Origin of the sequence: Achromobacter sp. Root170, from assembly GCF_001428165.1 — a bacterium.
Classification (GTDB): Bacteria; Pseudomonadota; Gammaproteobacteria; order Burkholderiales; family Burkholderiaceae_B; genus Achromobacter; species Achromobacter mucicolens.
In genome coordinates, this window is record NZ_LMHN01000005.1 from 78,631 (window position 1) to 100,732 (window position 22,102).

Genomic DNA, 22,102 nt, shown 5'->3' on the forward strand with positions numbered 1-22,102 from the left:
GTCTACGTCCTTACAAGCAAAACCACCACGGCCACCCAGGCCAGCACCGCCAGGCGTATCTGGTTGTCGGCAAGCAGATCGCGGCCCGGCTCTTCGCCCGATCCGCCCTTGTACAGCAGGTACAGATAGCGAAATACGCCGAACGTGACGATGGGCAGCGTGATGATCAGATTCTGCGTCCCGTGCAGCGCGGCGGTGTCCGAGTCCACGGTGTAAAGGCCATACGCCAGCAGCGTCGTGCTGGCGGTAATGGCCACCAGAATGTCCAGCAGTTGCGGGGAATAGTGCCGCAGCACGGTGCGCGTGCTGCCCTCCGACGCCGGCGCATCCAGGGGCGCCGAGGCAATCTCGGCGCGCCGCTTGGCAAAGCCCAGGAACAGGGTCAGCATGAAACTGCACAGCAGCATCCAGCGCGACGGGACGATGCCCACCGCGTAAGTGCCACAGGCCAGGCGGATCATGAAGCCGGATGCGATGCAGAACACATCGACCAGCACCTTGTGCTTCAGGCTCAGCGTGTAGGCAATGTTCAGGGTCAGGTAACCGGCCACGGCCAGCGCCACCGGCCCCAATCCGCACGCAAGCGGCAGGCCCAGCGCCGCGCAGAACAGCACAGCGATCAGCGCGCGGGCGGCGGGCAGGCTCACCCGGCCGCTGGCGATGGCGCGCAGCCGTTTCTTGGGATGGGCCGCATCGGCGGCGCGGTCGTAATAGTCGTTCAGGACATACACCGCGCTGGAGCCCAGGCAAAACGCCACGAAACCCACACCCACCGCGAACACCAGCGCCGGGTCGGACCAGCCGTGGCTGAAGATCAGGCCGATCAGCACGAAGCCGTTCTTCAGCCACTGCTGCGGACGCAAGAGGGAAAGCCAGGCGGTCATGGCTTGACCGCCTGCCCGCGATACCACGCGTGGTGCGCCGCATCGATGAGCCACTGGTCGCCGCGGCTGTCGCCGTAGGCGTGCAGTTCGTATTGGTCCGTGCCGCCGAAGCGTTCGGTCAGGCGCCGCAGCTTTTCAGGTCCCCAGCAGTTGTGGCCGTCAAAGTCGCCGGTCAGGCGGCCCTGCGCGTCCACCGCCATGCGCGTGCAGATAAGGTCGTCGAACCCCAGGTATCGCGCCACTTCTTCCAGGTAGATATCGGGAGACGCGCTGATCAGCACGCAGCGGTCGCCGCGCTGCTGATGCCAGCGAAGACGGTCGATAAGCGCGGGCCGCAGCGGGATGGTGTGCACCCAGGCGCGGGCGACGTGAGCCAGTTGGGCGCGCGGACGTCCGCGGAGCGCGGCGCGGCACAGTGATCTTTTTGCGTCTTCGTTGCTGCGCAGGCGCATGGCAAAGGCCGCCAGCGCCGGGGCGGTTTGCAAGAGCGCCGTCAGAAAACGGACCCACGACAAGTGGGCCAGGAAGGGGACGAACGTATCGCGCTGGGTGAGCGTGCCGTCAAAGTCGAAGGCGGCGATCACCCGCGTGGAATCGGGAAACTGCGTTTGTGTAGCCATACTGCTTTCGCGGCGGCGCCCAGTCAGGGCGCGACGTCGCAAACTGTGCCGGAAAATGCGTCGGCGCCCAAGGCGCGAACGCGTAATGTCAGACGCAGGGCTGCGCGATGCAGTCCTGCGGTGAAGCCTATGCGTTTTATTTCAAATGTTGTGTGTTTGTAACACACTCGATGACAAGTCATCATAGCCTGCCCTCCGGGCGAGCAAGGCAAAAAGCACCGCGCGATTCCTGCCGTTTTTCGCGCGGCAAGGGCCTCAGGCCTGCTCTGCCTGCTTGAATGCGCCTTCCTCTTCCAGCACCTGGTTGGCCACCTTGAAAGCGTCCAGCCCCGCGGGAATGCCGCAATACACCGTGGCCTGCAGGAGAATCTCCTTGATCTCTTCGACCGTCACGCCGTTGTTCAGGGCGCCCTTGACGTGCAGCTTGATCTCGGCCGGACGGTTCAGCGCCGTCAGCATGGCCAGATTGAGCATGCTGCGCGTTTTCTTCTCCAGCCCGGGACGGCCCCACGTATAGCCCCAGCACCACTCCGTGGTGATGTTCTGGAACGCCATCATGAAGTCGTTGGCGCGCGCCAGCGATCCGTCGACATAATCGGCGCCGAGCACTTCGCGGCGCAGCGCCAGGCCTTGATCGAACAGCGCCTGGGTTTCTTTCTGGGTTTCTTTCTGGGTGTCTGCCATGGGTTCCTCCGGGATCGTGGCGGCGGGCATCGGCGGCCCGCCTGCCGGTTGTCATCCGGCCGATTGTGGGCGTGCCGCATCCCGCCCGTCAAATGCGGCGCAGCGGCGCAAATCGATGCCTGGGCAGTGAACGCAGCGGGCGGGGCCTACAGCGAATAGCGGTAATCGCAGTTCAACGTGGCCTGCAGCGGCGCGGGATAACCGCTGGCCGCCTTGCCCCCGGGACGCGGGCCCAGCAATTTGGCCTGGAAAGTGCCCGCCATGTCGCCGTCCGCCGTCTTTTTCACGGCGACGGTGGACGGCAGCGCGTACAGCGTCAGCGCCTGCCCGTCGGCCGGCGCGACCAGCGTGAAGACCGACTGCGAGAAATTGGCGACCACATACCCCGGCGCGTCGTCGGACGTGAACGACAGCGTGGCCGCGGCGTACGTCAAGGTCAGCGCCAGCGCATCGGACGAGGGCGAAGGAATATCGCCCTTGAGCGCCACCTTGCCGCTCTCGGATACGCACGACAGCGAAGCGGGCGCGGAACCGGCGTGGGCCGTGCCCGCCAGAAGTGCGATGGACAACAGGCAGGCCGCGCGTGCAATCATGGTCATTTCTCACTGTCCTCGGGCTCGGCCCAAGCCGGCAAAATTTCGTCAGGAATATATCAGACGGTCATCCCCGCCCGAGGCGATCCGTATAGGATGGAGCCGTCGTCCATCAGAAGGAGCGTTTCCATGCCGTCCCTGCGACATCCCATGCTGGCCACCGCGCTGGCCGCCGCCGCCCCCCTTGCCGCCCACGCCGAATCCGTCACCCTGCAGGTCGAGCAGGCCACGCCCGGCGCCGATCCGCACACCAACGCCCGCATTGTCGACATCAAGCTCAAGCCGGACAGCAGCAAGACGCTGGCGAACTTCACGCGCGAGCGCGTGGGCCAGCGCGTGCAGTTCCGCGCGAACGGCATTCTCCTGTCCTCGGCCACGCTGATGAGTCCGCTGGAAGGCGACAGCCTGCGCATCACCGCCGGCGAACACGGCTTTGCCGGCAAGTCGGCCGAAGAGATCGCGCAAGGCATCATGAAGGACGGCGCGCTGACGATGGACGACGAGAACAGATAGACGCGCCTGCCTTATCGGGTCCCGTGGCTGACGCCCGCGCATGCGGGGTCAGCCATTTGTTTTTGGCCACGCGCTTGCCGCGCGCCGCAATTTCAGGGCACTGTCATTAACCTTTCATTTCGGACTTCTAGTATTGCTCGTCCCCATCGGGCATCAGACCCAAAGCCAGGAGTTCCAATGAGCAAGTCCATCTCCGACAAGACTGTCCGCAACCCCAGCCAGAGCACCCCGTTCAGCGAGATCCTCGAAAAGAACATGTCCCGCCGCATGGTGATGCGCGGCGGCATCGCCGCCGCGTTCGCGACGATGACCAGCCTGGGCCTGGCCGGCTGTAATGGCAGCGACGACGATGACGACGACGCCGGCAACGGCGGCCAGAATCCCGCGCCCGAAGTGCCCGGCGGCGAGCAGCCTGCCGCCCCGATCAAGCTCGGCTTCGAGTCCCTGCCCACCTCCATGACCGACGCCTGTGTCGTGCCGGCCGGCTACACCGCCCACGTGTTCGCGCCGTGGGGCACGCCGTTCAACGACAACGCCAATCCTTGGGACCGCAACGGCAACAATAGCTCGACGGACCTGCTCAACTCCACCGGCATGCACCACGACGGCATGCACTTCTTCCCGATCAACGGCAGCTCCACCGAAGGCCTGCTGGCGATCAACCACGAATACATCGACCAGGGCGCGCTGCACCCGAACGGCCCGACGAACGTCGCAGGCGTGCGTCCCATCGAGGAAATCCGCAAGGAGATCAACGCGCACGGCGTGGCGATCCTGCACGTGCGCCTGGAAAACGGCCGCTGGAACATCGTTCACAATTCGCGCTACAACCGCCGCTTCACGTCGGCCACGCCGATGAAGCTGGCCGGCCCGGTCGGCGGCACGGACTGGGTCAAGACCCCGTACTCGCCCACCGGCACGATGGTGCGTGGCACCAACAACAACTGCGGCAACGGCTTCACTCCGTGGGGCACGTACATCACCGCTGAAGAAAACTGGGCCGCCTGCTTCGTGAACACCGGCACGCGACCCGCGCACCAGCTTCGCGTCGGCGTGCCGGATACCGCCGGCCGCTACCAATGGGAAACGGGCGCCAATGATCCGCTGGAAGTCCAGGGCGAGTTCGCGCGCTTTAACGTCACCGAGACCGGCGCCGACTTCACGCAGGATTGGCGCAACGAAGTCAACGGCTTCGGCTACCTGGTCGAGATCGATCCGTTCAACGAAAACAGCATCGCCACCAAGCGCACCGCGATGGGCCGCTTCGCGCACGAAGGCTGCGCCTACGCCATGCCCGAAGCCGGCAAGCCGCTCGCCTTCTACAGCGGCGACGATTCCCGTTTCGAGTACATCTACCGCTTCGTGTCGGAAGCTGTGTGGGATCCGAAGGATGCCGAGCGCACCGACCGCCTCGCCGTGGGCGCGAAGTACCTGGACAAGGGCACGCTGTACGTCGCGCGCTTTGACGCCGACGGCACGGGCCAATGGATCCCGCTCGTCGGCACGACCGTGGGCGCGGGCGGCCGCACGCTGGCCGACGAATTCGGCAGCCTGGAAAACATCATCATCAACACGCGCGGCGCAGCGGACTTCGTCGGCGCCACGCCGATGGACCGCCCGGAATGGACGGCCACGCACCCGACCAACGGCGACATCTACCTGACGCTGACGAACAACACCAGCCGCAACGCCAGCCGCGGCACCAACCCGGCCAACCCGCGCCTGAACAACGTCAACGGCCACATCGTGCGCTGGCACGACGAGCCGGGCTCGACCAAGTTCAAGTGGGACATCTTCGTGTTCGGTTCGAACGCCGGCGCCGATGCCGACACCAACCGTTCCGGCCTGACCGCGCTGAACCAGCTTGCAAGCCCGGACGGCCTGGGGTTCGATTCGCGCGGCATCCTGTGGATCCAGACCGACAACGGCATCGACGGCGGCCGCAACAACGACGTGGCCCGCGCGACCAACGACCAGATGCTGGCCGTGATCCCCGGCGCCCTGGCCAACAGCACCGGCACGGGCCCGGCGATCAATGCGACCAACCAGGCCGACCTGCGCCGCTTCTTCATCGGACCGAACGAAGCCGAAGTGACCGGCTTTGCCTTCACGCCGGACTACACCAGCGTCTTCCTGAACATCCAGCATCCGGTGAACTGGCCGGCCTACGACACCGATGACGCCACCGTCGCCACCACGGGCGTCGTCCGCCCGCGTTCGTCCACGGTGGTGATCCGCCGTGCCGACGGCGGTCCGATCGGGGTGTGATGACGGCGCGACCGGGACGCTCCGGTCGCCCAAGCACTAAGGCCACCTTCGCAGGTGGCCTTTTTTTATCGCTTGCGCGCAAGGCGCCGGCTAGTGACCGGCTAAGCGGCGCACCGATCAAGCCCGGGTCGCTGCGGCGATTTGTCCAACACCGTCAGGCAAGCCTGAAGCACCCGCCCCGGCTCAATCGAATCGATATTCGAAAATCCCGCTTCGGGCACGACGTCGCGGGTGTACTCGCGGGCCCAGAACCATTCGGGGTTGGATTCGTTGAACACGCCCACATAGGGCACACAGAGGCCCTGCGCGATATGGGAGGGGCCGCAATCGTTGGAGACGATGAGGCGCGCGTGCTGCATCAGCGCGACCAGCTCGGCCACGGGCCGGCAGCTCTCAAGCCGGAAGTCCGCCCGCTGCAGGGCTTGCAGGCGTTCGCGCTCGGCCGCTTCAGCCGGCCCCAGCACAAACGTGAACGTCGCCCCGCCGCCCAGCCGCGCCTGCAGCAGATCGGCCAGTGCAACGTAATGCTCCACCGGCCACCGCTTGAACTTGCCTGCGCCACCGCCCGGGATGAAGACGATGTCGGCCGGTTGCACCTTGTCCGCACAGGGCCGTGCGATTTCAAGGAAGCACTGGCGCGCGATGACTTCGGGGTCGTGGTGCTGCACCGTGGACAGCAGCCGCAGGTTTGCCAGCCCGATGTATTCGCGGATGTCCTTGACGTGCGAATGCGTCCAGACACAGTCGCCAAGGCGGCGGTTGCTGAAACCCAGGCGCATCGGGGGACGGCGCAGCAGGTTGATCAGGGCAAAGCGCTCGCTGGAATGATGCAGGGTCAACGATGCGCTGGCGCGCCGCGGAAGCGCCCGGACCTGATCGCCGAACGCGTCCGCGCGGACAAACTGGTCCACCCACGGCAGCTGCGTATAGAAGTCCTCGACGGCAAATCGGGACACAACGCGCACCTGCTTGTCCGGCCACAATTTCTTGACTTGATACAGCGCGGGATACGCCACTATCTGGTCGCCGTAGCGCGACTTGCTACGAACGAATACGACGACATCGGCCATGGCCACTCACTTGGTGAAATCTCGCGCGACATCCTGCTTTCTTGCAGAACCGCGCGCAATCGGAAAACTCTGAAATCAAGACCCCGGCCGATGACTTTCAGCCTGGCAACCCGCACCCGTGCGTGAGGCCGGCAGGGGCGTATCGCCCGATGTATTGCCCGCAAACTTGCGGATCTTCTCGGCCAGCTCGGGCGTCGCCTTCTCGTAGCCGTAACAATACGGCGGCGTGGGCGCCGACTCGGGGCGGTAATCCTGCAGCACAGGCTTCGCATCGCCCAGGTACAGGTTGTCTTTCAGACGCAGAAACGCCTTGAAATCGCGAGTGTACCCGTGATCCTCCTTGCGCCTTTCATAGGCCCCGCGATCGGAGTCGCCATTTTCCAATGCGCTGCGCGCCGGCGCAATCGGGATATAGCGACAATAATTGACATTGATGCCTTCCACGGTGGGAAAGAACTCGGGTTCCACGCATTTGCGCTGGCCATCATTGTTGAAGATGTTGCCTTCCACCAGCGCCTTGGCCTCCAGGCTGAAACTCATGCCATAGAAGTCCCAGTTCTCAAGCAGATTGTTGAACAGGTGGAAGGTGCCGAATTGCGCGCGCGGATTGCGCTGCACGGTGTTGAAGAAATAGTTGTGATGCAGCGTTACACGTGCAATCGAATCGCGCTCGTAGTTCTGGAACAGGTTCTTGGACGTGATGTTGTTCAGCAGCATCACCTTGTTCGAATTGTGAAACTTGGTCCACGAGATCGTCACGTCCGTCGAGCCGTTCTTCACGTTCAACAGGCGATCCGACATCCGCGACAGATCCATGTGGTCGACCCACACGTCGCGGCTGTCGTTGGCCACGTTCACGGCCTGCGTGATGCGGGTGAGCCGCCCGTCTATGGTCAGGTGCGTCAGGATGACGTTCTTCGCGCCATACACGCCCAGGCCATCGTCGATCAGGGCCACCCGCTTGCCGCGGCCGTCGATGGTCGTGTTGGACGGAACCCGCAACTGCGACTTCAGGACAATGGTCATGTCCGAGGCAAAGCGTATCCACGTCGGCCCCTTGCGGGCCTGCGCCAGCGCTGCCCGCAGCGTGCCGGGGCCGGCGTCCTGGTCCGAGGTCACTTCAATGAACTTGCCGCCCAGGCCGCCCGTCGCCTTGGCCCCATACCCCTCGCGCTGCGCCAGCAACGCCGAAACGAACGGGCATTGCTCGTCCGGCGCCCTGCACTGCCCGGCCGCTGCCGCGGCGCCGCCATGCAGGCCGGCCAGCGCCAGCAGCCCGATCATCATCGTCTTTTGAAGTCGCATCACAAGTCGCTCCCTGTGGATCACGCGGACGGATCCGCGGCCGTCACGTGACGCCAGATGCCGCCGCTCAGCCGCAAGTTTTCCGGCGGGCCGGCAAGGTGCTCGCGCAGCCGCTCGAAGTACGCCTTCTGCCAGCGCTGCGCGTAGGCGTCGGCCTCCTCGCCCGGATTGGCGGCCGGCAGCATTTCCAGCGTATAGGCCACCTGACCGTTCTCCCAGCGCGGCGCGTAGAACACGGACGGCACGCCCATCCGGTGCGCCAGATGCGCCGCAAAGCCGGAATAGGTGACGTCCTGGCCTTCGAACGTCGTGCGCGGCGCGGCGGGATTGGCCGCGCCGTCGATCGCCAGGCACAGCACGAATCCCGAGTTGATCGCGCGCATGCAGGCCTTGGCGACCTGCGCTTCGGTCTGGTCGGCCGTCGAGATCAGCGCCTCGGCGTAGCTGCTGCGGGCGATGCTGGGCGCCGACGCCAGCCAGCGCGACGGGATGCCGACCAGTTCCAGGGCCATCAAGCCCGCATACATCGGCCCGACGTGGGCAGTGGCGACCACGACACCGCGGCCGGCGGCAAGCAGCGGCGCAAAGAAGCGCTCGCCGGTGTCCAGCTCACCCAGCATGGCCATCGCCTCTTCGACGCGTTCCTCGCGGCATTCGAGCCAATCGAACAGCAGATGGTCGATCATGTGTCCCCAGCGCGCGCGGCGTTCCCACGTGGCGCGGTCGATGCTGGTGTCGCCGCGCATCGACCAGGCCCAGTCCAGTCGCGCCTGCGGAATGGGTGCGGTGTCGAGCTGCGCTTCCATGCGCGCCAAGGCTTCCTGGAAGGTCTCCGGCAGCCGCGCGCCGCGCTTGGCCACGTATTGCTCGAACAGCGCCTCGGCCTCGTCCTTGCGCCCGGCCTGCGACAGCGCGCCAATGGCGGACCGCTGCCACAGCAGGTTGTCAGGCGACTTGTTCAGCAGGAACATCATCTGTTCAGCCGCCGCGTCGTACTGCAAGGTGTAGCGCAGCGCGCGGGCATACAGGCCCCGCGTCTGTTCAAGATCGGGCGCCAGTTCGATGGCGCGCGCAAGCGGCGCCACGGAATCCTTGTAGCGTCCGGCGCGCAGCAGCGTTTCGCCATGCAGCGTCAGCAGCCGCACGTCCTCGGGCGCGGCCTTCAGGCCTGCTTCAAAGTGCGCCAGCGCATGCGTCTTGCGATCTTCCTCGGTGCCGCGCCGCAGATGCGCCAGCCCCAGCGACGATCGCAGCGCCGCGCAGTCGTGGCCCGCGCGCAAGGCGGCGTCGCCAAGACGAATGGCCGCGGCGTTGCGGCGGTCCGCCAGCAAAGCGCGCACCGCCATCGTGGCCACGCGCTCATTGGGCAGGTTGTCCGGGTCCAGCGCTGCCGCGATGCCCGCTGCCTCGGCCACGTCGCCGTTGCGCACGAAGGCCATCAGCCACGAATACGCATCTTCCGGCGCACTCTGGGCAAGCGCAAGGGTCGTGCGGGCGACTTCCGCCGCCTCGGGCACGCGCCCCGCCTGCACGCGCAGCTGGATGCGCGCGGCATGCAGCGACGCATTGCCGGGTTCGATACCGGCGGCGGCGTCCGCCTGCGCAATGGCCTTGTCCCACTGCTCCAGACGGGCGAGCAGACTGGCGAGCAGGCGCCTGTCGTCGGCCCGGTCGGGATACACGGCAATCAGCGTCTCCAGCGCCGCGACGGCGGGGGCCAGCTTGCCCTCCTTCACGTACGGCGACACCAGAAGGCGCCGGACCTCGCGCCAGCCATCCTTCGCCGGCCGCAGCGACGGCTCCAGCGCGGTCATATCGCGCGCCGGGTCTGCAGAGGCCCGGATCTGTCCGATGACGTCACGCAGGCGCGCCGTGGCGTCTTTCGGTTCGGCGCCGACTTGCGGCGGGCAGTTTCCAACGACCGTATCAACCATGACGCAGCCCCCTCAACAAAGCCATCGCGACGCGGGCGATGAACATGAGCACAAATCCCAGCGCCAGGGCCTGCAACAGCAGAATGCCGGTGCGCGGGCTGCTGGGGCGATCGGTCGGAACCGGCTGCGCGATGATGGACAGATACCGCTGCAGGCGCAGCGCGTCCGTCATCGCCTGCTGGTACGACTGCTGCGCCAGCGTCAGGTTGGAATCCGCAAACACCTGGGCATTGCGCAGCGCCTCGTATTCCTTCAGTTGTTTGGCTTCCGTGTTGCCGTCGCCGCTCAGGCGCTGGCGCACGGAAGCAAGCCGCTTTTTCAGCGCCGCCACCTGCATCTGCGCAGGCTTGAGCATGAAATGGTCCTTGTTATCCAGCGCCCGGATCTTGTCCAGGTTGATCTGCGCGGTGCTCAGCTCGCCTTCCAGCTGGCTGGACAGGTTGAGCAGCATCGACACCGTTGCGCTGGGATCGATGTTGCCGTGCTTGGTGCGCCAGGTCGTCAGCGCATCGCGCGCCGCCAGCGCCTTTTCCTCGGCCAGCTTGACCGACTCCTCGCTTACCTTCAGCTTGTCGGCCACGCCCTTCTCGTTCATCGAGCTGACGAATTCCTCGGCCAGGCCGATCAGCGCCTTGGACAGCGTCGCCGCGTCTTCCGACGAGAACGCGCTGACGCGCAGCACATCGATCTGCTCCAGCGCGTTGAACGAGACGTGCACCGAGGCCTGATAGGCGCGGTACAGATCGTCCTCGCTGGAGTCCTCGGCAAGGCGGTTCAGCGGATCCAGTCCGTCGTTCATCAGGTAACGCCGCAGGCCGACCTTGCGGTCAAGCTGCTGCATGCTGTCGCGCGATTTCAGGAAGTCCGCGACGGCCCATCCGTCCACGAAGCCGCCCAGCATGCCGCCGGAGTTGCCCGTGGTCAGCAGGCTGGCCGCCGCGCCCCCGCCGCCCTGCTGGTTGGACGCCGACTGCACGAAAAAGCGCGACTCGGCCTCGTAGCGCGGCGTGGCGACGAAGGACAGGTAGATCAGCGCCAGCACCACCGGCACCAGGACGATCAGCGCGTTGACCCAGCGATGGCGCTGGCGCTCGCGCAGCGCCGACTGCCGCTCGCGGCGGCGGCGTTCGATCTCGGATCCGCCCTCAGAAGCCGAGCTGGCCTTCGTCGAAGCCGCCTCCGAGGACGTCGTCGCCTGTGCCGGAGTCGCTCCGAGATCGTCGCGGGGGATACCTGCGGAGGCACTGGTCGAGGTCGTCGTCGATGCTGAGCGCGCTTCGTTCATAGATCAAGCCTTTGAAGCAATAATCCGCCAACTGATTCTGGCGATAACTGGAAAAAATGAGTGTCCGGCCCACCAGCCGCTCTTCGAACAGAGCCAGCCAGAGCCGGGTGAAACGGCAAGGCTCGAAGGGAATGCTTCCTTCGATCACGTAGACATCGAACGCGGGCGCCAGCGCCAGCGCGAACGAGAACTCCTGCCGCACGTAGAGCGGCCAATGCTCCATGGGCTTGGCCAGCATCTTGGGATCGCTGATCAGGTCCGCGACCAGTTCGTACGTCGCGTCGGGATCGATCTCGTACATCTCGCTGACGAAATCGATCATGGCAAGGCCGCTGGCCTTGCCGCGGATGAAGCCCTGGCGGCCAATCGCCCAGGACACGTTGCCGTCGTGCTTGACGAAACCCTGCCGCGGCGGCCGCAGGCAGCACAGCACGTCCACCAGCTGGCGGTGCATTTCCGGCGCGGGCGACAGCAAGGCATACCGCCCGGCCGGAATGTCGAGCGTGGCGTTGGCCAGCAGCGGCAGCCTGCTGCCGAAGGCATAGGGTTCGTCGGTTACGCCATTGAGATGGATCATTGGTCACCCTCACATCGGCTGGACATTGGGACGGGCAAGTCGCTCGGCCACCAGGGCGATCACCATCATGAACACCAGCGAGGTCAGGAAATAACCCAGGCTGGCGTCGTGCGACTCGTACGCCTGGAAGTACGCCGAGCGCAGCAACTGCATGCCGTGCGCCAGTGGCGACCACAGCAACCACGGCCGCAATTGCTCCGGAAACTGCTCCGACACGAAAAACACGGCCGCGAAGATCTGGAGAAAGCGCTCGATGATCGGCGCGAGCCGCAGGAAGAAATGCCAGAACGTCGCGATCGATCCGAACAGCACGCCCATCGCCGCGCCCGCCACGCCCATCAGCACGACAAACAGGATGAAGCCGGCCCAGCTCTTGGGCAGCGTGATGAGCCCGATCGCATGGCCCGCGGTGATCAGCACCCCGAACACCACGAGATACACCGATACATAGATCATGGCCTGCACCAGCGCGCACATCAGCGGGGTGACGCCCTGGAAGTTCAACAGGCCACGCGCCGAGACATAGGCCGTACTGCTCCGAAACGCGATCTGGCGGAACATGATCCAGGTCGTCGCGCCCAGCAGCGAGAACGTCTGCACGTCCATGCCCAGGATGTAGTGCGTGCCCATCAGGATGTACAGCGACGAAATCAGGGTCAGCAGCACCACCGGGCCCACCAGCGCCCACACCAGCGCAATGCGGCTCTCGCCGTGCATCACGCGCAGCTGATAGATGAACATCGCCATCAGCGTGCGGCCGATCGGCCGGTGGCCGGCCGTATCGTCCGAATGCCCTTCATGCAGGGTGCGCAGCCGGTCGCGCAGGATGGCCAGGTCGCCCGCCTCGCTTTGCGGGACCTCGATCTCCAGCGCGATGTCGTTGCGCGACGCATGGCGCCGCGCTTCGCGTGCTTCGTCCTGCTTGCGCCGCTCCACGCGCCGCGCATGCGCGGCGGCCAGCCGCTCGTCCTCGGCGATCAGCTTGGCCGGCATGTAGCCCAGCGCGAAGACGTCCTCGCCCGCGCGGATGTCCTGCTCCAGGAGGCGCACGATGATGCGCAGGCGCCGCCGCGAAAAATCGGCCAGGGACTCGTCGACCGCGCTGCGTGCGATCTCGGCATCCAGCTCCGCCTGCACGGCCTCGTACACCGCCCGCCGCGCCGCCACGGAGTCGTGCGGCTCGCCCTGCAGGCGGGCCAATAGCGGCTTGAACAGCACGGCCGGCGGGGCCTTGGCCTCGAACAGCGCGGCCGGGTCCAGCCGCCAGTTGGCGACGCCAGACCCTACCGTGTAGTTGCTTTCCTTGCGGCGCGAGCGCCAGCCCTTGATCCGATCCTCGTTACTCATGGACGCTCATGGACGCGCTATTGGGCTACGCCGGTCGAACCGCCGCCCGAATCGCTGTCGATGGCTCGCGTGGCGCTGAAGCCGGCGCTCATCGTGACGCGGAAGGCCGACAACACCTTCTGCACCTGCGTGAACGGCGCGTCCGAGATATAGATCGCCTGTCCTTCATGCACCGTGAACTCGCGCGCCAGCGCCACCTGCTCCGGCCGCGTAAGGTCGAATTGGTACACGACGGGCAGCAAGTCCGGCTTGCCTTCGGCCCCCGCCCTCGCGGGCGTGAACAGGAACACCGAGCGCGGGTCGGCCAGCTTGTCGTCCAGGCCGCGCGAATCGGCCAGCGCGTCCAGCACGCTGTAGTTGCGCTTGCTGATCTCGACCCGGCCCTGCTGGCCGGCCGCGCCCAGCACGGTCAGGAATTCCTTGGCATCGTAGGCGGTGATGACATCGCCCGAGCGCAGAAGAATGTCGTTGTTCTGATTGCGGTAGATGTCCGCCAGCCGCACCGAGGCAACCTGATTGTCGCGGCGCAGGCTGATGATGAGCTGCTCGGGATTGGTCTGCACCGGCGCGGCCTGCGCCAGCGCGCTGCTCAGGCGCTGGGCGGTCTGCGTGATGGGGTACATGCCGGGCTTGGTCAGGTTGCCCTGCACCGTCACCATCTGGCCGCGTGCATCGGCCGCGCGTGTGACGCTGACGTCCGCGCCGACCACGAGCTTGCTCAGGCGCGCCACGATGGCGTCATGCAATTGGCCAAGCGTCATGCCCTCGGCGCGGAACTTGCCGATGATCGGGAACGAGACATGGCCCGAACGATCGATCTCCTGGTTGCCCAGGTCGCTGACGCCGGAGGGGTCCGTGGCAAACACGCCCAGCCCGCCGCGCTCCCAGACGCGCACGTTGATGCCGTCGCCCGGCACCAGCTTGTCGAATCCGGCTTGCGTCAGATCGCGGTAGCGAACAGGGAAATCGGCCACGTCGGGCACCCTGCTCTTTTGCGCCAGTTCACGCGACACGGGCATCACGATGACGTCCTTGTCATCGTGAGCGCCGGTCATTTCGCTGAGCATCGGGCCGGACCGTGGGAGCTGGCAACCCGAGAGTGTCAGCGCTGCCAGAAGCAGCAGGGCAAGGGTCGCGTGTCGCCGCGATCCCAGGGCCGGGACGTTCATTTGCATAAGATCCTTCAGCGTCAACAACTTGAAAAAGAACAACTGCCGATTACGCCAGCATGCGGCGCTGCGGCGCCACGTCGATGCGCTCGTCGTTCTGGGACTCGGTCATGGCGGGCATGCAGATGCTCATGAATTTGGTCAGCATCGCATCCAGCGAGAACAGCTTCTGCGCCCGCTGGCGGCTGTGTGCCCGCAGGTCCGCATTGCTGCGCACCTGATCCACCATGTTCAAGACCTTCTTGTACGCCTCGTGCATGTCGGGGTGATCGACGTCGCTGAGCAAGTGGCCCGTTTCGTCCTCGACGAAACACTCCTCTGCCCCGCCCGCCGGCGTGGAAATCACCGGCACGCCCAGCAACTGCGCCTCGATCAGGACGTTGGGCAGGCCTTCATAGCGCGACAGCAGCACGCTCGCGTCCATCTTCGAATACCAGAACCCCACGTGGTTCGACAGGCCCACCAGCAGCAACCGGTCCAGGACATCGTGTTCCTGCGCCAGCGCTTCGATGTTCTCGCGCAGGCGCCCGTCGCCCACCAGGAAAAAGCGCGCCTGCGGCCGCTCCTTCAGGTAAAGCGCCGCCAGCTTGATGAAGAGCTGCGGACGCTTGTCGGGTTCCAGGCGGAACACGCCGCCAATCGTTTCCGTGGCGTCCTGGGTGCGGGCCTCGAAGGCTTCCCACTTTTCCTTGTCGGCGTCCGACGCATCGGTCGCCAGGTCGGGCACGCCGTTGTACAGGATGTGAAAGCGCTCTAGCGGCAGGTCAAGCCACTCGGCATACGCCTCCGCGGCCTTGCGACTGTTGCTGACGAACACCACGCCGGGCACCTGGGCCAGCGCCTGGTACAGCTCGGGATACTCTTCGCGGAACCGGTCCTTGCGGATGTTCGGCGGCAGGCCGCGAAACACCAGGTGGATGGTCGGCGTGCCGGCCAGAAGCGCTGCCAGGGCGCCGAACAGGCACGTGCCGTCCTGCCACAGGCTCACCACGTCGAACCGGTTCGCGCGCAGCACCGGCGCCAGCCGCGTCACGCCGTAGTGCACGGGCGGCGGCAGCTGCTCCAGCAGGCGGCCCAGGCTGCCTTCGGGCAGGGCCTGGTGCGCCACCGAGATCGCCGGCAGGCGGTTGATCTCCGTGACGGGAATCTGCGCCTTGATGAGCACCGGCAGGAAGAAATCATCCTGCTTCTTGGACACGCCGGACGGTTCGGTGTGTTGCTTGACCAGCACCTCGACCTTCTTGGGGCGCATGAGGATGTCGGGCGGCTGCTGTTCCGGCGAAGCGGCCAGACGCGTCAGTTCGCCGGCCAGGCGGGTCAGCTGGCGCTCGGCCCCGCCCGGTCCCAGGCTGCCGGTGACCAGCGCCACCGACACGGCCTTTTCCGGCGTGTTCTCGGCAAGCTTGCGATGGCGGAAGTGCAGGATCGCGTGCTTCATCGAAATGATGCGCACGTCCTTGCCGGCCAAGGCCTCCTCGGATTCGAAACGCTGATAGAACGCGTAGTCGCTGGCCAGCCCTTCGGCCAGCTCGGCCGCCTTGCTGCCTGGGGTCAGGTGCTTGGCCACCGGCGCGATCGCCTCCCAGGCGTCCGCCAGAAGCCCGCGCTTGCGCAGGCGCTTGGCGAACTCCACGCGCATGTTGCGATCCGTGTGCTGCGAGATCAGGCTGCGGAACAGCGCGTCGGACTGCTCGTGCGCGCGGATGTCGCTCAGCAGCTTGGCCCGCGCGAACAGGCGGTCCGGATTCGTCGTGGACGCGGGCAGGTGGCGGTCGACCAGCGCCATGGCGTCGTCCAGGTGCCGCTCCTTCACCAGCCGCGTCGCGCAATAGCGCACGATCTGCAGGTCATCCGGGCATTCCTCGAGCAGCGTCGTCCACTGCTCGGCCATGCCTTCGTTCAGGCCCGCCGATTCCTGCAGGCGAAGCAGCAGGAACCGGACCTTCGAGTCTTGCATGTGGCCGCGGGCAAGCTCCTTGGCCCGCGCCAGGTTTTCCTGAGCGACTTGAACCCGCACCGATGCCGCAACGATTTCCTCCAACTGCGCTTGAACTTGCTGAAGTTCGGACTTGGCGTCCGCTCGCTCGGTAATCAGTGGCGGATTCATGCTGCCTTTCTCCGGTTGATCTTTTCGATCCACGCGAGGCAGCGCTCGATGTAACTGTCGTATTGCGCCGGGTTCTCGGAACGCTCCTGCAGCGTCTTCCAGTACGGCAGGGCCTGTTCGAACCGGTGCAGACGCATCGCGCCCACCGCGGCCAGACGCAGGCCGATGGGGTCGTCAGGCACGAGCGAGACGATACGTTCGCCCAGCGCCAGGCGTTCGGTCGTGCTGGACGAATCCAGGGCGCGCGCCTCGGCGTACAGATAGGCCAGGATGCGGCGCTTCTCGTGATCGACCTCCGGCATGCCGGGCCACGACTGGGCCACGCGATCCAGCAGCTTCCATGCGCCCTGATGATCGCCATTCGACAGAAGCTCGCGGGCGCCGCGGATGGCGCGCGGTCCCAACCGGCCCAACTGGCGCTCGGCTTCGTCCTTGGCGCTCTGGTCGGCGCCCGGATGGGCAAGCACGTCCTTGTAGGCGTCGATGGCTTCACCGAACCAGCCGCCATTGAAGGCCACGCGGGCAAAGTGCAGCTTCGTGCTGAACGGGGCGGACTCGCCGGCGGCGGCCACTTCCAGATGGCGCATGGCCGTCTTCTTGTCGCCCAGCGCGTCGGCGGCGCGGCCACGCATGGCGTGCAGCTCGGGGAAGTCCACGTTCGTGTCGATGGCCAGGTTGGTCAGGTCGATCACTTCCTTGTGGTTGCCCGCCACCAGCGCGGCCCGCGCGCCCAGGCGCATGGCGCGTTCGAATGCACGCTGCGCCCGTGCGCCGGTCAGCGCGTCGGGGTTGAGCAGACGGTGCGCGCAGATGCGTTCGGCCGCATCGCGCAGGCGTCCTTCCTCCAGCGCGCGGTTGCCTTCTTCGGCCCACGTTGCCGATTGCGCCTGCAGCCAGCCGCTGATGTCTTCCTGTTCGCTCTTGGCCAGGTTGCACGAGGCCGCCAGCGTCGCCGCGGCCACGATGCAACCGCGCCACGAGGCTTCCTTGACCAATTCCAGCGCGTCGCCCTCTTCCAGCTTGGGCTGCTCGCCCGCCAGATCGCGCAGCGCGTCGCGGTCGCCGGCCAGCAGGCGGTCGCGCCACAGGACCGCGAAGCCGCGACCGTAGCCGGGATTGGCCGCGCGGACTTCCTGAACCCAGCGAATCGCCGCTTCCATGTCGCCGCCCGTCTGCAACAGCGACAGCACGGTGTCGGCCGCTTCCAGCGACATGGCGTCGCCCGGCGCGCTGATGCGGAACAGCTGCTTCCAATTGCCCAGGCTTTCGTCGACATAGCCCAGGTGGCCCGCGGACACCGCCGCGATGCGCACGATTTCCGGCGTTTCGATTTCGTCGCCCAGCAGGCCGGCTGCCAGCGAGTACGCCACGTCGTAGCGGCCCAGCTTGAACTGGTTACGCATCAGGATCTGCTCGGCCTTGCTGCCCGAGGCCAGGGTGCCGTCGGCGCTGGTCAGGAGCGCCAGCGAACCTTCGTAGTCGCCCAGCTCTTCCTGGATGCGCGCAAACAGCACCACGTGATCCGGCAGGCCCGGGTAGCGGCGCAGCACGTCGCGCACACGGCGCGAGGCTTCGCGCAGTTCGCCCGAGTCCCATAGCTTCTCGATGCGCTCGACGCTTTCCTCGGCGCCCAGCTTGGGCACGGCGGTCTGCGGGGTCGAGGAGCTCATGCGCGGCCGGATGAAATTCTTGAACCAGTCCGTATACAGGCGCTCGGCGAAGACCGGCGTGTAGTGGGTCAGGTCCAGCCCGCCGTCTTCCATCGCCTCGGCCTGGCCGATCTTGTTCATGAGCGACGTCGGGTCGTAGCACGGCACCCCGATACGCTGCGCGGCGGCGGTAATGGCGGCGATCAGCTGCTGGCGCTGTTCGATCGGCACGTTGTCCGGCGTGAGCGCGTTCACGTGGGTGACGAACACGATCTTGTCGCGGCCCAGCAGCTCGACGAGCTGGCGCATCTCCTGCTCGATCTCCTCGTCCGTCTGGTCACGCTTGACGATGCGGGCGAGCAGGTCGCGGTCTTCCGCGCTCAGGCTCTTGAAGACCGGGTCCTGATCGAGCTGCGCGCGGCGTTCGGCCAGGCGGTCGGTGGCGGCCATGGACCAGAAGGCGCGGGTGCGCGTGCGGTCGGCGAAGAACTCGCTGAAATAGCGGCCCAGGTAATTGGACTGGATGGGATGGCCGTCAATGGTCAGCAGCTTGCGCGAGGACAGCTCGACCATGTACAGGTCGGCCGGCTTGTGCGTGCCGCGGCGAGCCTGCTCGCCATTGGACGGACGGAAGATCAGGCGCTGCACGTCGGCGGGGATGTCGCTTTGGCCGAACATGAAACGGGCCTGCTGGAGCGCTTCGGCGGCCGTGTGCACGAAACCGTAGTTGCGGCCGAGTTGAAGCTTGATCGGGTAGCGGCCCACGGCATCGCGCAGCGGCGTATGGATGCGGCAAGTTCCGATCGGAGCGATAGTGAAAGCAGTCATTCAGGGTCTCTCCTGTAGGTATGGATTACGCGCCTGAACTACAGAGTCCAGTACAAGAGGTCGGCCGGCAGCCGTTTGGGGTCCAGGACGGACTTCAAGTCGCACACCATGCCGCCGTTCTTGACGAGCTGCGGCAGGTCTTCCCAGATGGTTTCCATGGTTTCGCGGTGCGGCACCGCCAGGATCAGCACGTCCATGTCGCGGAACTGGTCGCGGCCGACGAGCTTGATGCCGTACTCGTGGTCCATCTGCTCCGGATCGACCATGGGGTCGCACGCCACCGGCGTGATGCCGTACTGGCCAAGCGCGTTGTACAGATCGACGACCTTCGAGTTGCGGATGTCGGGCACGTTTTCCTTGAAGGTCATGCCCAGGATGCCGACGCGGGTGGAGGCGTTCAGGCGGCCGTTGCGCGCCAGCTGCTGCACCAGCCGCGAGGCCACATGCGCGGCCATGCCGTCGTTGATGCGGCGGCCGGACAGGATGACTTCGGGGTGGTAGCCCAATTCCTGGGCCTTGGACGTCAGGTAGTAGGGGTCCACGCCGATGCAGTGACCACCCACCAGGCCGGGGGTGAACTTCAGGAAGTTCCACTTGGTGCCGGCCGCGGCCAGGACTTCCGACGTACGGATGCCGACCAGGCCGCAGATCTTGGACATCTCGTTCATGAGCGCGATGTTGATGTCGCGCTGCGTGTTCTCCAGCACCTTGGCCGCTTCGGCCACCTTGATGGAGGATGCGCGGTGCACGCCGGCATCGATGATCTGCTCGTACACGCTGGCAATGACTTCCAGCGATTGCTCGTCCTGGCCGGAAACGATCTTCACGATCTTCTCAAGCGGATGCTCGCGGTCGCCCGGGTTGATGCGCTCGGGGCTGTAGCCCAGCTTGAAGTCGACGCCGCAGCGCAGGCCAGACGCCTTTTCCAGCTCGGGACCGCAGATTTCCTCGGTGGCGCCGGGGTGGACGGTCGATTCGAAGACCACGATGCAACCCGGACGAAGCACGGGGCCAAGCGATTGGCACGCGCCGACCAGCAGGGAAAAGTCTGGGTTGTTCCTCTCGTCGACGGGCGTCGGGACGGCGACCACGAAAAAGTCGCAGCCTTCCAGTTCGGACAACTGGTCGGTGAACTGCATGGGGGAGGCAAGCAATACGTCGCGTTCGATCTCGCCGGTCCAGTCATCACCCTCTTTCAGCCGTGCGATTCTCCGCTTGTCCACGTCAAAACCGATGACATCAAAGCGCCTGGAAAATGCCACTGCCACGGGCAGGCCAACATATCCAAGGCCACACACTGCGATTCTCTTTACCACGGGGACCTCACTGTTTTCGTCGTGTCGCAGACACTAGAAATCGACGCCCCAAAGCGAGTAAATCGACATAAGGCCGAAATACTGTTGCCGTATAGGGGCGGACGTATCGCTAAAAATGAATTTGGCTCGGTACCCCGTAACGGACTGGGTAGCGAGCCTGGGCATCGTAGAGGGGTCGAACAGCAAACTTTTTTCTAAATATTTTTATTGCTGCGGAAATAAATCAGGACAACCCGTAATAAACCCGGGAAATCCCTAGAAAAATTACATTCATTACACAAACCGCAACATCGAATTTGCGAGCAATGTAATTAAATATGAAAAGACGTTTTTCTTGATCCGTTTTAACGAAACTGAAAAATCATTATCCAGATCGGCTGCTTATTAGGTTATTGCGTGAGGCAATATAAAAACCCGCACCAGACTGGCGATCAGCACGCACCATACCAGCACGAGACATGCCTGGGTTTTCATCGCCCGGTAATAAATGGCCAGGAAATGGCCAGGCCTTGGATAATTCAGCGGGCGATTCGGAAAGTCTCGCTATACAAGGTGTCTGACACCCAGGCGAAATGACTCCGGGCGAGACGCAGTGGCTCAAGGGTGTCAGACACCGGCCGCTGTGAAATAGTTTTCGCATTCAGCCGCGCAAATGCAAAAAAGCCGGCAACGCTTGCGCGATACCGGCTTTCAGCCAAAGGTGTCGGGAAACACCTTCATGAATTCTCGACCACATGAAGTGGTCGGGGCGAGAGGATTCGAACCTCCGACTCCTGCGTCCCGAACGCAGTACTCTACCAGGCTGAGCTACGCCCCGATCTTGACAACTTATTCAGCGATGCTCAGTACCGCCAAACATTACTGCACTTTCCCGGTGAACTTCCTGCCGATCTCGCCGCCGTTTTTGGCTAGCGATCTCTATTCACCGCGAAAGCGCAGAATTCTAACAGAGAATTTTGAAAAGGGGAAATGGGGTAGATCGAAAGGGCTTCGCGGGCCCGATCGGCCTCGGCCACGGCGGCCAGGCGGGCGTGTTCCAGCGCGTCGGTGGCCTGGATGGCGGCGGCCACGGCAGCGAAGTCGGCATCGCCCGTCTTGATGGCGTCGCGGATCAGCTGCTGCTGCTCAGGCGTGCCCACTTCCATGACGCGGATCAGCGGCAGGGTCGGCTTGCCTTCGCGCAGGTCGTCGCCCACGTTCTTGCCCAGGGCGGCGGCGTCGCCGCTGTAGTCCAGCACGTCGTCGACCAGCTGGAACGCCGTGCCCACATGGCGGCCATAGGCGGCGGCGGCGGCTTCCTGCTCGGGCGTGGCGCCCGCCAGCACGGCGCCCACCTGGGCGGCGGCCTCGAACAGCTTGGCCGTCTTGTAGCGCACCACCTGCAGGTAGCGCTCTTGCGAGACGTCCGGGTCATGCACGTTCAGAAGCTGCAGCACCTCGCCCTCGGCGATCACGGTGGTGGCTTCGGACAGGATGCTCATGATGCGCATCGAGTCGGCCTCGACCATCATTTCGAACGATCGCGAGTACAGGTAGTCGCCCACCAGCACGCTGGCCGCGTTGCCGAACACCGCGTTGGCGGTTTCGCGGCCGCGGCGCAGGTCGGATTCGTCGACGACGTCATCGTGCAGCAGCGTGGCGGTGTGGATGAATTCCACCACTGCAGCCAGCAGCTGGTGATGGGTGCCTTCGTAGCCCAACGCGCGCGCCACCATCAGCACCATGGCCGGGCGCATGCGCTTGCCGCCCGCCCCAATGATGTAGTCGCCAATCGTGCGGATCAGAACCACTTCGGAATTCAGCCGCTCGCGGATAACCGCGTCGACGGCTTTCATATCGTCAGCAATGGGGGCAATGAGCGCGGGGAGATTCAAGACGTATCCGACAAGTGTGAAGCGAGCCGCGTAACGGCTCTTACCGCTGGGCCCGCCAGCGGTCGGCGGGGGATTCGAC

17 protein-coding genes and 1 tRNA gene are annotated in these 22,102 nt (G+C 65.1%); 2 read left to right on the forward strand and 16 right to left on the reverse strand.

Features of this window, described 5'->3' with window-relative positions; all coding sequences use genetic code 11:
• Positions 1-2: 2 nt before the first annotated feature.
• The 4 genes from ASD87_RS08645 to ASD87_RS08660 all read right to left on the reverse strand — a co-directional run bounded on the left by ASD87_RS08645 (position 3) and on the right by ASD87_RS08660 (position 2,787).
• Complete coding sequence (locus tag ASD87_RS08645) at positions 3-884, reverse strand: decaprenyl-phosphate phosphoribosyltransferase (protein ID WP_056319965.1); 882 nt, start codon at positions 882-884, stop codon at positions 3-5.
• On the reverse strand, positions 881-1,504 hold the full coding sequence (locus ASD87_RS08650; RefSeq protein WP_056319966.1) for an HAD-IB family hydrolase: 624 nt from the start codon (positions 1,502-1,504) through the stop codon (positions 881-883). The genes ASD87_RS08645 and ASD87_RS08650 overlap by 4 nt, the downstream gene beginning before the upstream one ends.
• Positions 1,505-1,759: 255 nt before the next feature.
• Positions 1,760-2,188, reverse strand: a complete 429-nt coding sequence (locus ASD87_RS08655) for a carboxymuconolactone decarboxylase family protein (protein WP_056320016.1) — start codon at positions 2,186-2,188, stop codon at positions 1,760-1,762.
• Between the two features lie 146 nt (positions 2,189-2,334).
• Positions 2,335-2,787 carry a hypothetical protein gene (locus ASD87_RS08660; RefSeq protein ID WP_367646685.1) on the reverse strand — a complete coding sequence of 151 codons (453 nt, stop codon included), beginning with the start codon at positions 2,785-2,787 and terminating at the stop codon, positions 2,335-2,337.
• A 123-nt stretch (positions 2,788-2,910) separates the two neighbouring features.
• On the opposite strand from ASD87_RS08660, the gene ASD87_RS08665 reads away from it, so the two are divergent.
• Both ASD87_RS08665 and ASD87_RS08670 read left to right on the forward strand, forming a co-directional pair.
• Positions 2,911-3,294 (forward strand): hypothetical protein, encoded by a 384-nt coding sequence (locus tag ASD87_RS08665; protein ID WP_056319968.1) that lies wholly within the window; start codon positions 2,911-2,913, stop codon positions 3,292-3,294.
• Positions 3,295-3,471: 177 nt separating this feature from the next.
• On the forward strand, positions 3,472-5,562 hold the full coding sequence (locus ASD87_RS08670; RefSeq protein WP_056319969.1) for a PhoX family phosphatase: 2,091 nt from the start codon (positions 3,472-3,474) through the stop codon (positions 5,560-5,562).
• A 101-nt stretch (positions 5,563-5,663) separates the two neighbouring features.
• On the opposite strand, the gene ASD87_RS08675 is transcribed toward ASD87_RS08670, so the two are convergent.
• The 12 genes from ASD87_RS08675 to ispB all read right to left on the reverse strand — a co-directional run bounded on the left by ASD87_RS08675 (position 5,664) and on the right by ispB (position 22,023).
• Positions 5,664-6,632: a glycosyltransferase family 9 protein gene (locus tag ASD87_RS08675; protein WP_056319970.1), complete on the reverse strand. Its 969-nt coding sequence runs from the start codon at positions 6,630-6,632 to the stop codon at positions 5,664-5,666.
• A 75-nt stretch (positions 6,633-6,707) separates the two neighbouring features.
• Positions 6,708-7,937, reverse strand: coding sequence for a polysaccharide lyase family 1 protein (locus tag ASD87_RS08680; protein WP_056319971.1), 1,230 nt, complete (start codon positions 7,935-7,937; stop codon positions 6,708-6,710).
• 20 nt (positions 7,938-7,957) lie between these two features.
• On the reverse strand, positions 7,958-9,871 hold the full coding sequence (locus ASD87_RS08685) for a tetratricopeptide repeat protein (protein WP_056319972.1): 1,914 nt from the start codon (positions 9,869-9,871) through the stop codon (positions 7,958-7,960).
• Positions 9,864-10,895, reverse strand: a complete 1,032-nt coding sequence (locus tag ASD87_RS08690; protein WP_158216737.1) for a sugar ABC transporter — start codon at positions 10,893-10,895, stop codon at positions 9,864-9,866. Before ASD87_RS08690 ends, ASD87_RS08685 begins: the two co-directional genes overlap by 8 nt.
• Before the next feature lie 121 nt (positions 10,896-11,016).
• Positions 11,017-11,733, reverse strand: a complete 717-nt coding sequence (locus ASD87_RS08695; protein WP_056319973.1) for a hypothetical protein — start codon at positions 11,731-11,733, stop codon at positions 11,017-11,019.
• A gap of 9 nt (positions 11,734-11,742) precedes the next feature.
• Positions 11,743-13,080, reverse strand: a complete 1,338-nt coding sequence (locus ASD87_RS08700) for an ABC transporter permease (protein ID WP_056319977.1) — start codon at positions 13,078-13,080, stop codon at positions 11,743-11,745.
• A 17-nt stretch (positions 13,081-13,097) separates the two neighbouring features.
• The gene (locus tag ASD87_RS08705; RefSeq protein ID WP_056320018.1) at positions 13,098-14,255 is read right to left on the reverse strand and encodes a polysaccharide biosynthesis/export family protein; all 1,158 of its coding nucleotides are present in this window, start codon (positions 14,253-14,255) and stop codon (positions 13,098-13,100) included.
• Between the two features lie 43 nt (positions 14,256-14,298).
• Entirely contained in the window at positions 14,299-16,356 is a 2,058-nt protein-coding gene (locus ASD87_RS08710) for a glycosyltransferase (protein WP_056319979.1), read from the reverse strand.
• Positions 16,353-18,833 carry a hypothetical protein gene (locus ASD87_RS08715; protein WP_056319980.1) on the reverse strand — a complete coding sequence of 827 codons (2,481 nt, stop codon included), beginning with the start codon at positions 18,831-18,833 and terminating at the stop codon, positions 16,353-16,355. The genes ASD87_RS08710 and ASD87_RS08715 overlap by 4 nt, the downstream gene beginning before the upstream one ends.
• Positions 18,834-18,871: 38 nt before the next feature.
• Positions 18,872-20,131 carry a nucleotide sugar dehydrogenase gene (locus ASD87_RS08720; RefSeq protein WP_082586238.1) on the reverse strand — a complete coding sequence of 420 codons (1,260 nt, stop codon included), beginning with the start codon at positions 20,129-20,131 and terminating at the stop codon, positions 18,872-18,874.
• Positions 20,132-20,889: 758 nt separating this feature from the next.
• Positions 20,890-20,966 (reverse strand) — tRNA-Pro (locus tag ASD87_RS08725).
• A 91-nt stretch (positions 20,967-21,057) separates the two neighbouring features.
• Positions 21,058-22,023: an octaprenyl diphosphate synthase gene (gene ispB, locus ASD87_RS08730; protein ID WP_056319988.1), complete on the reverse strand. Its 966-nt coding sequence runs from the start codon at positions 22,021-22,023 to the stop codon at positions 21,058-21,060.
• Positions 22,024-22,102 lie beyond the last annotated feature (79 nt).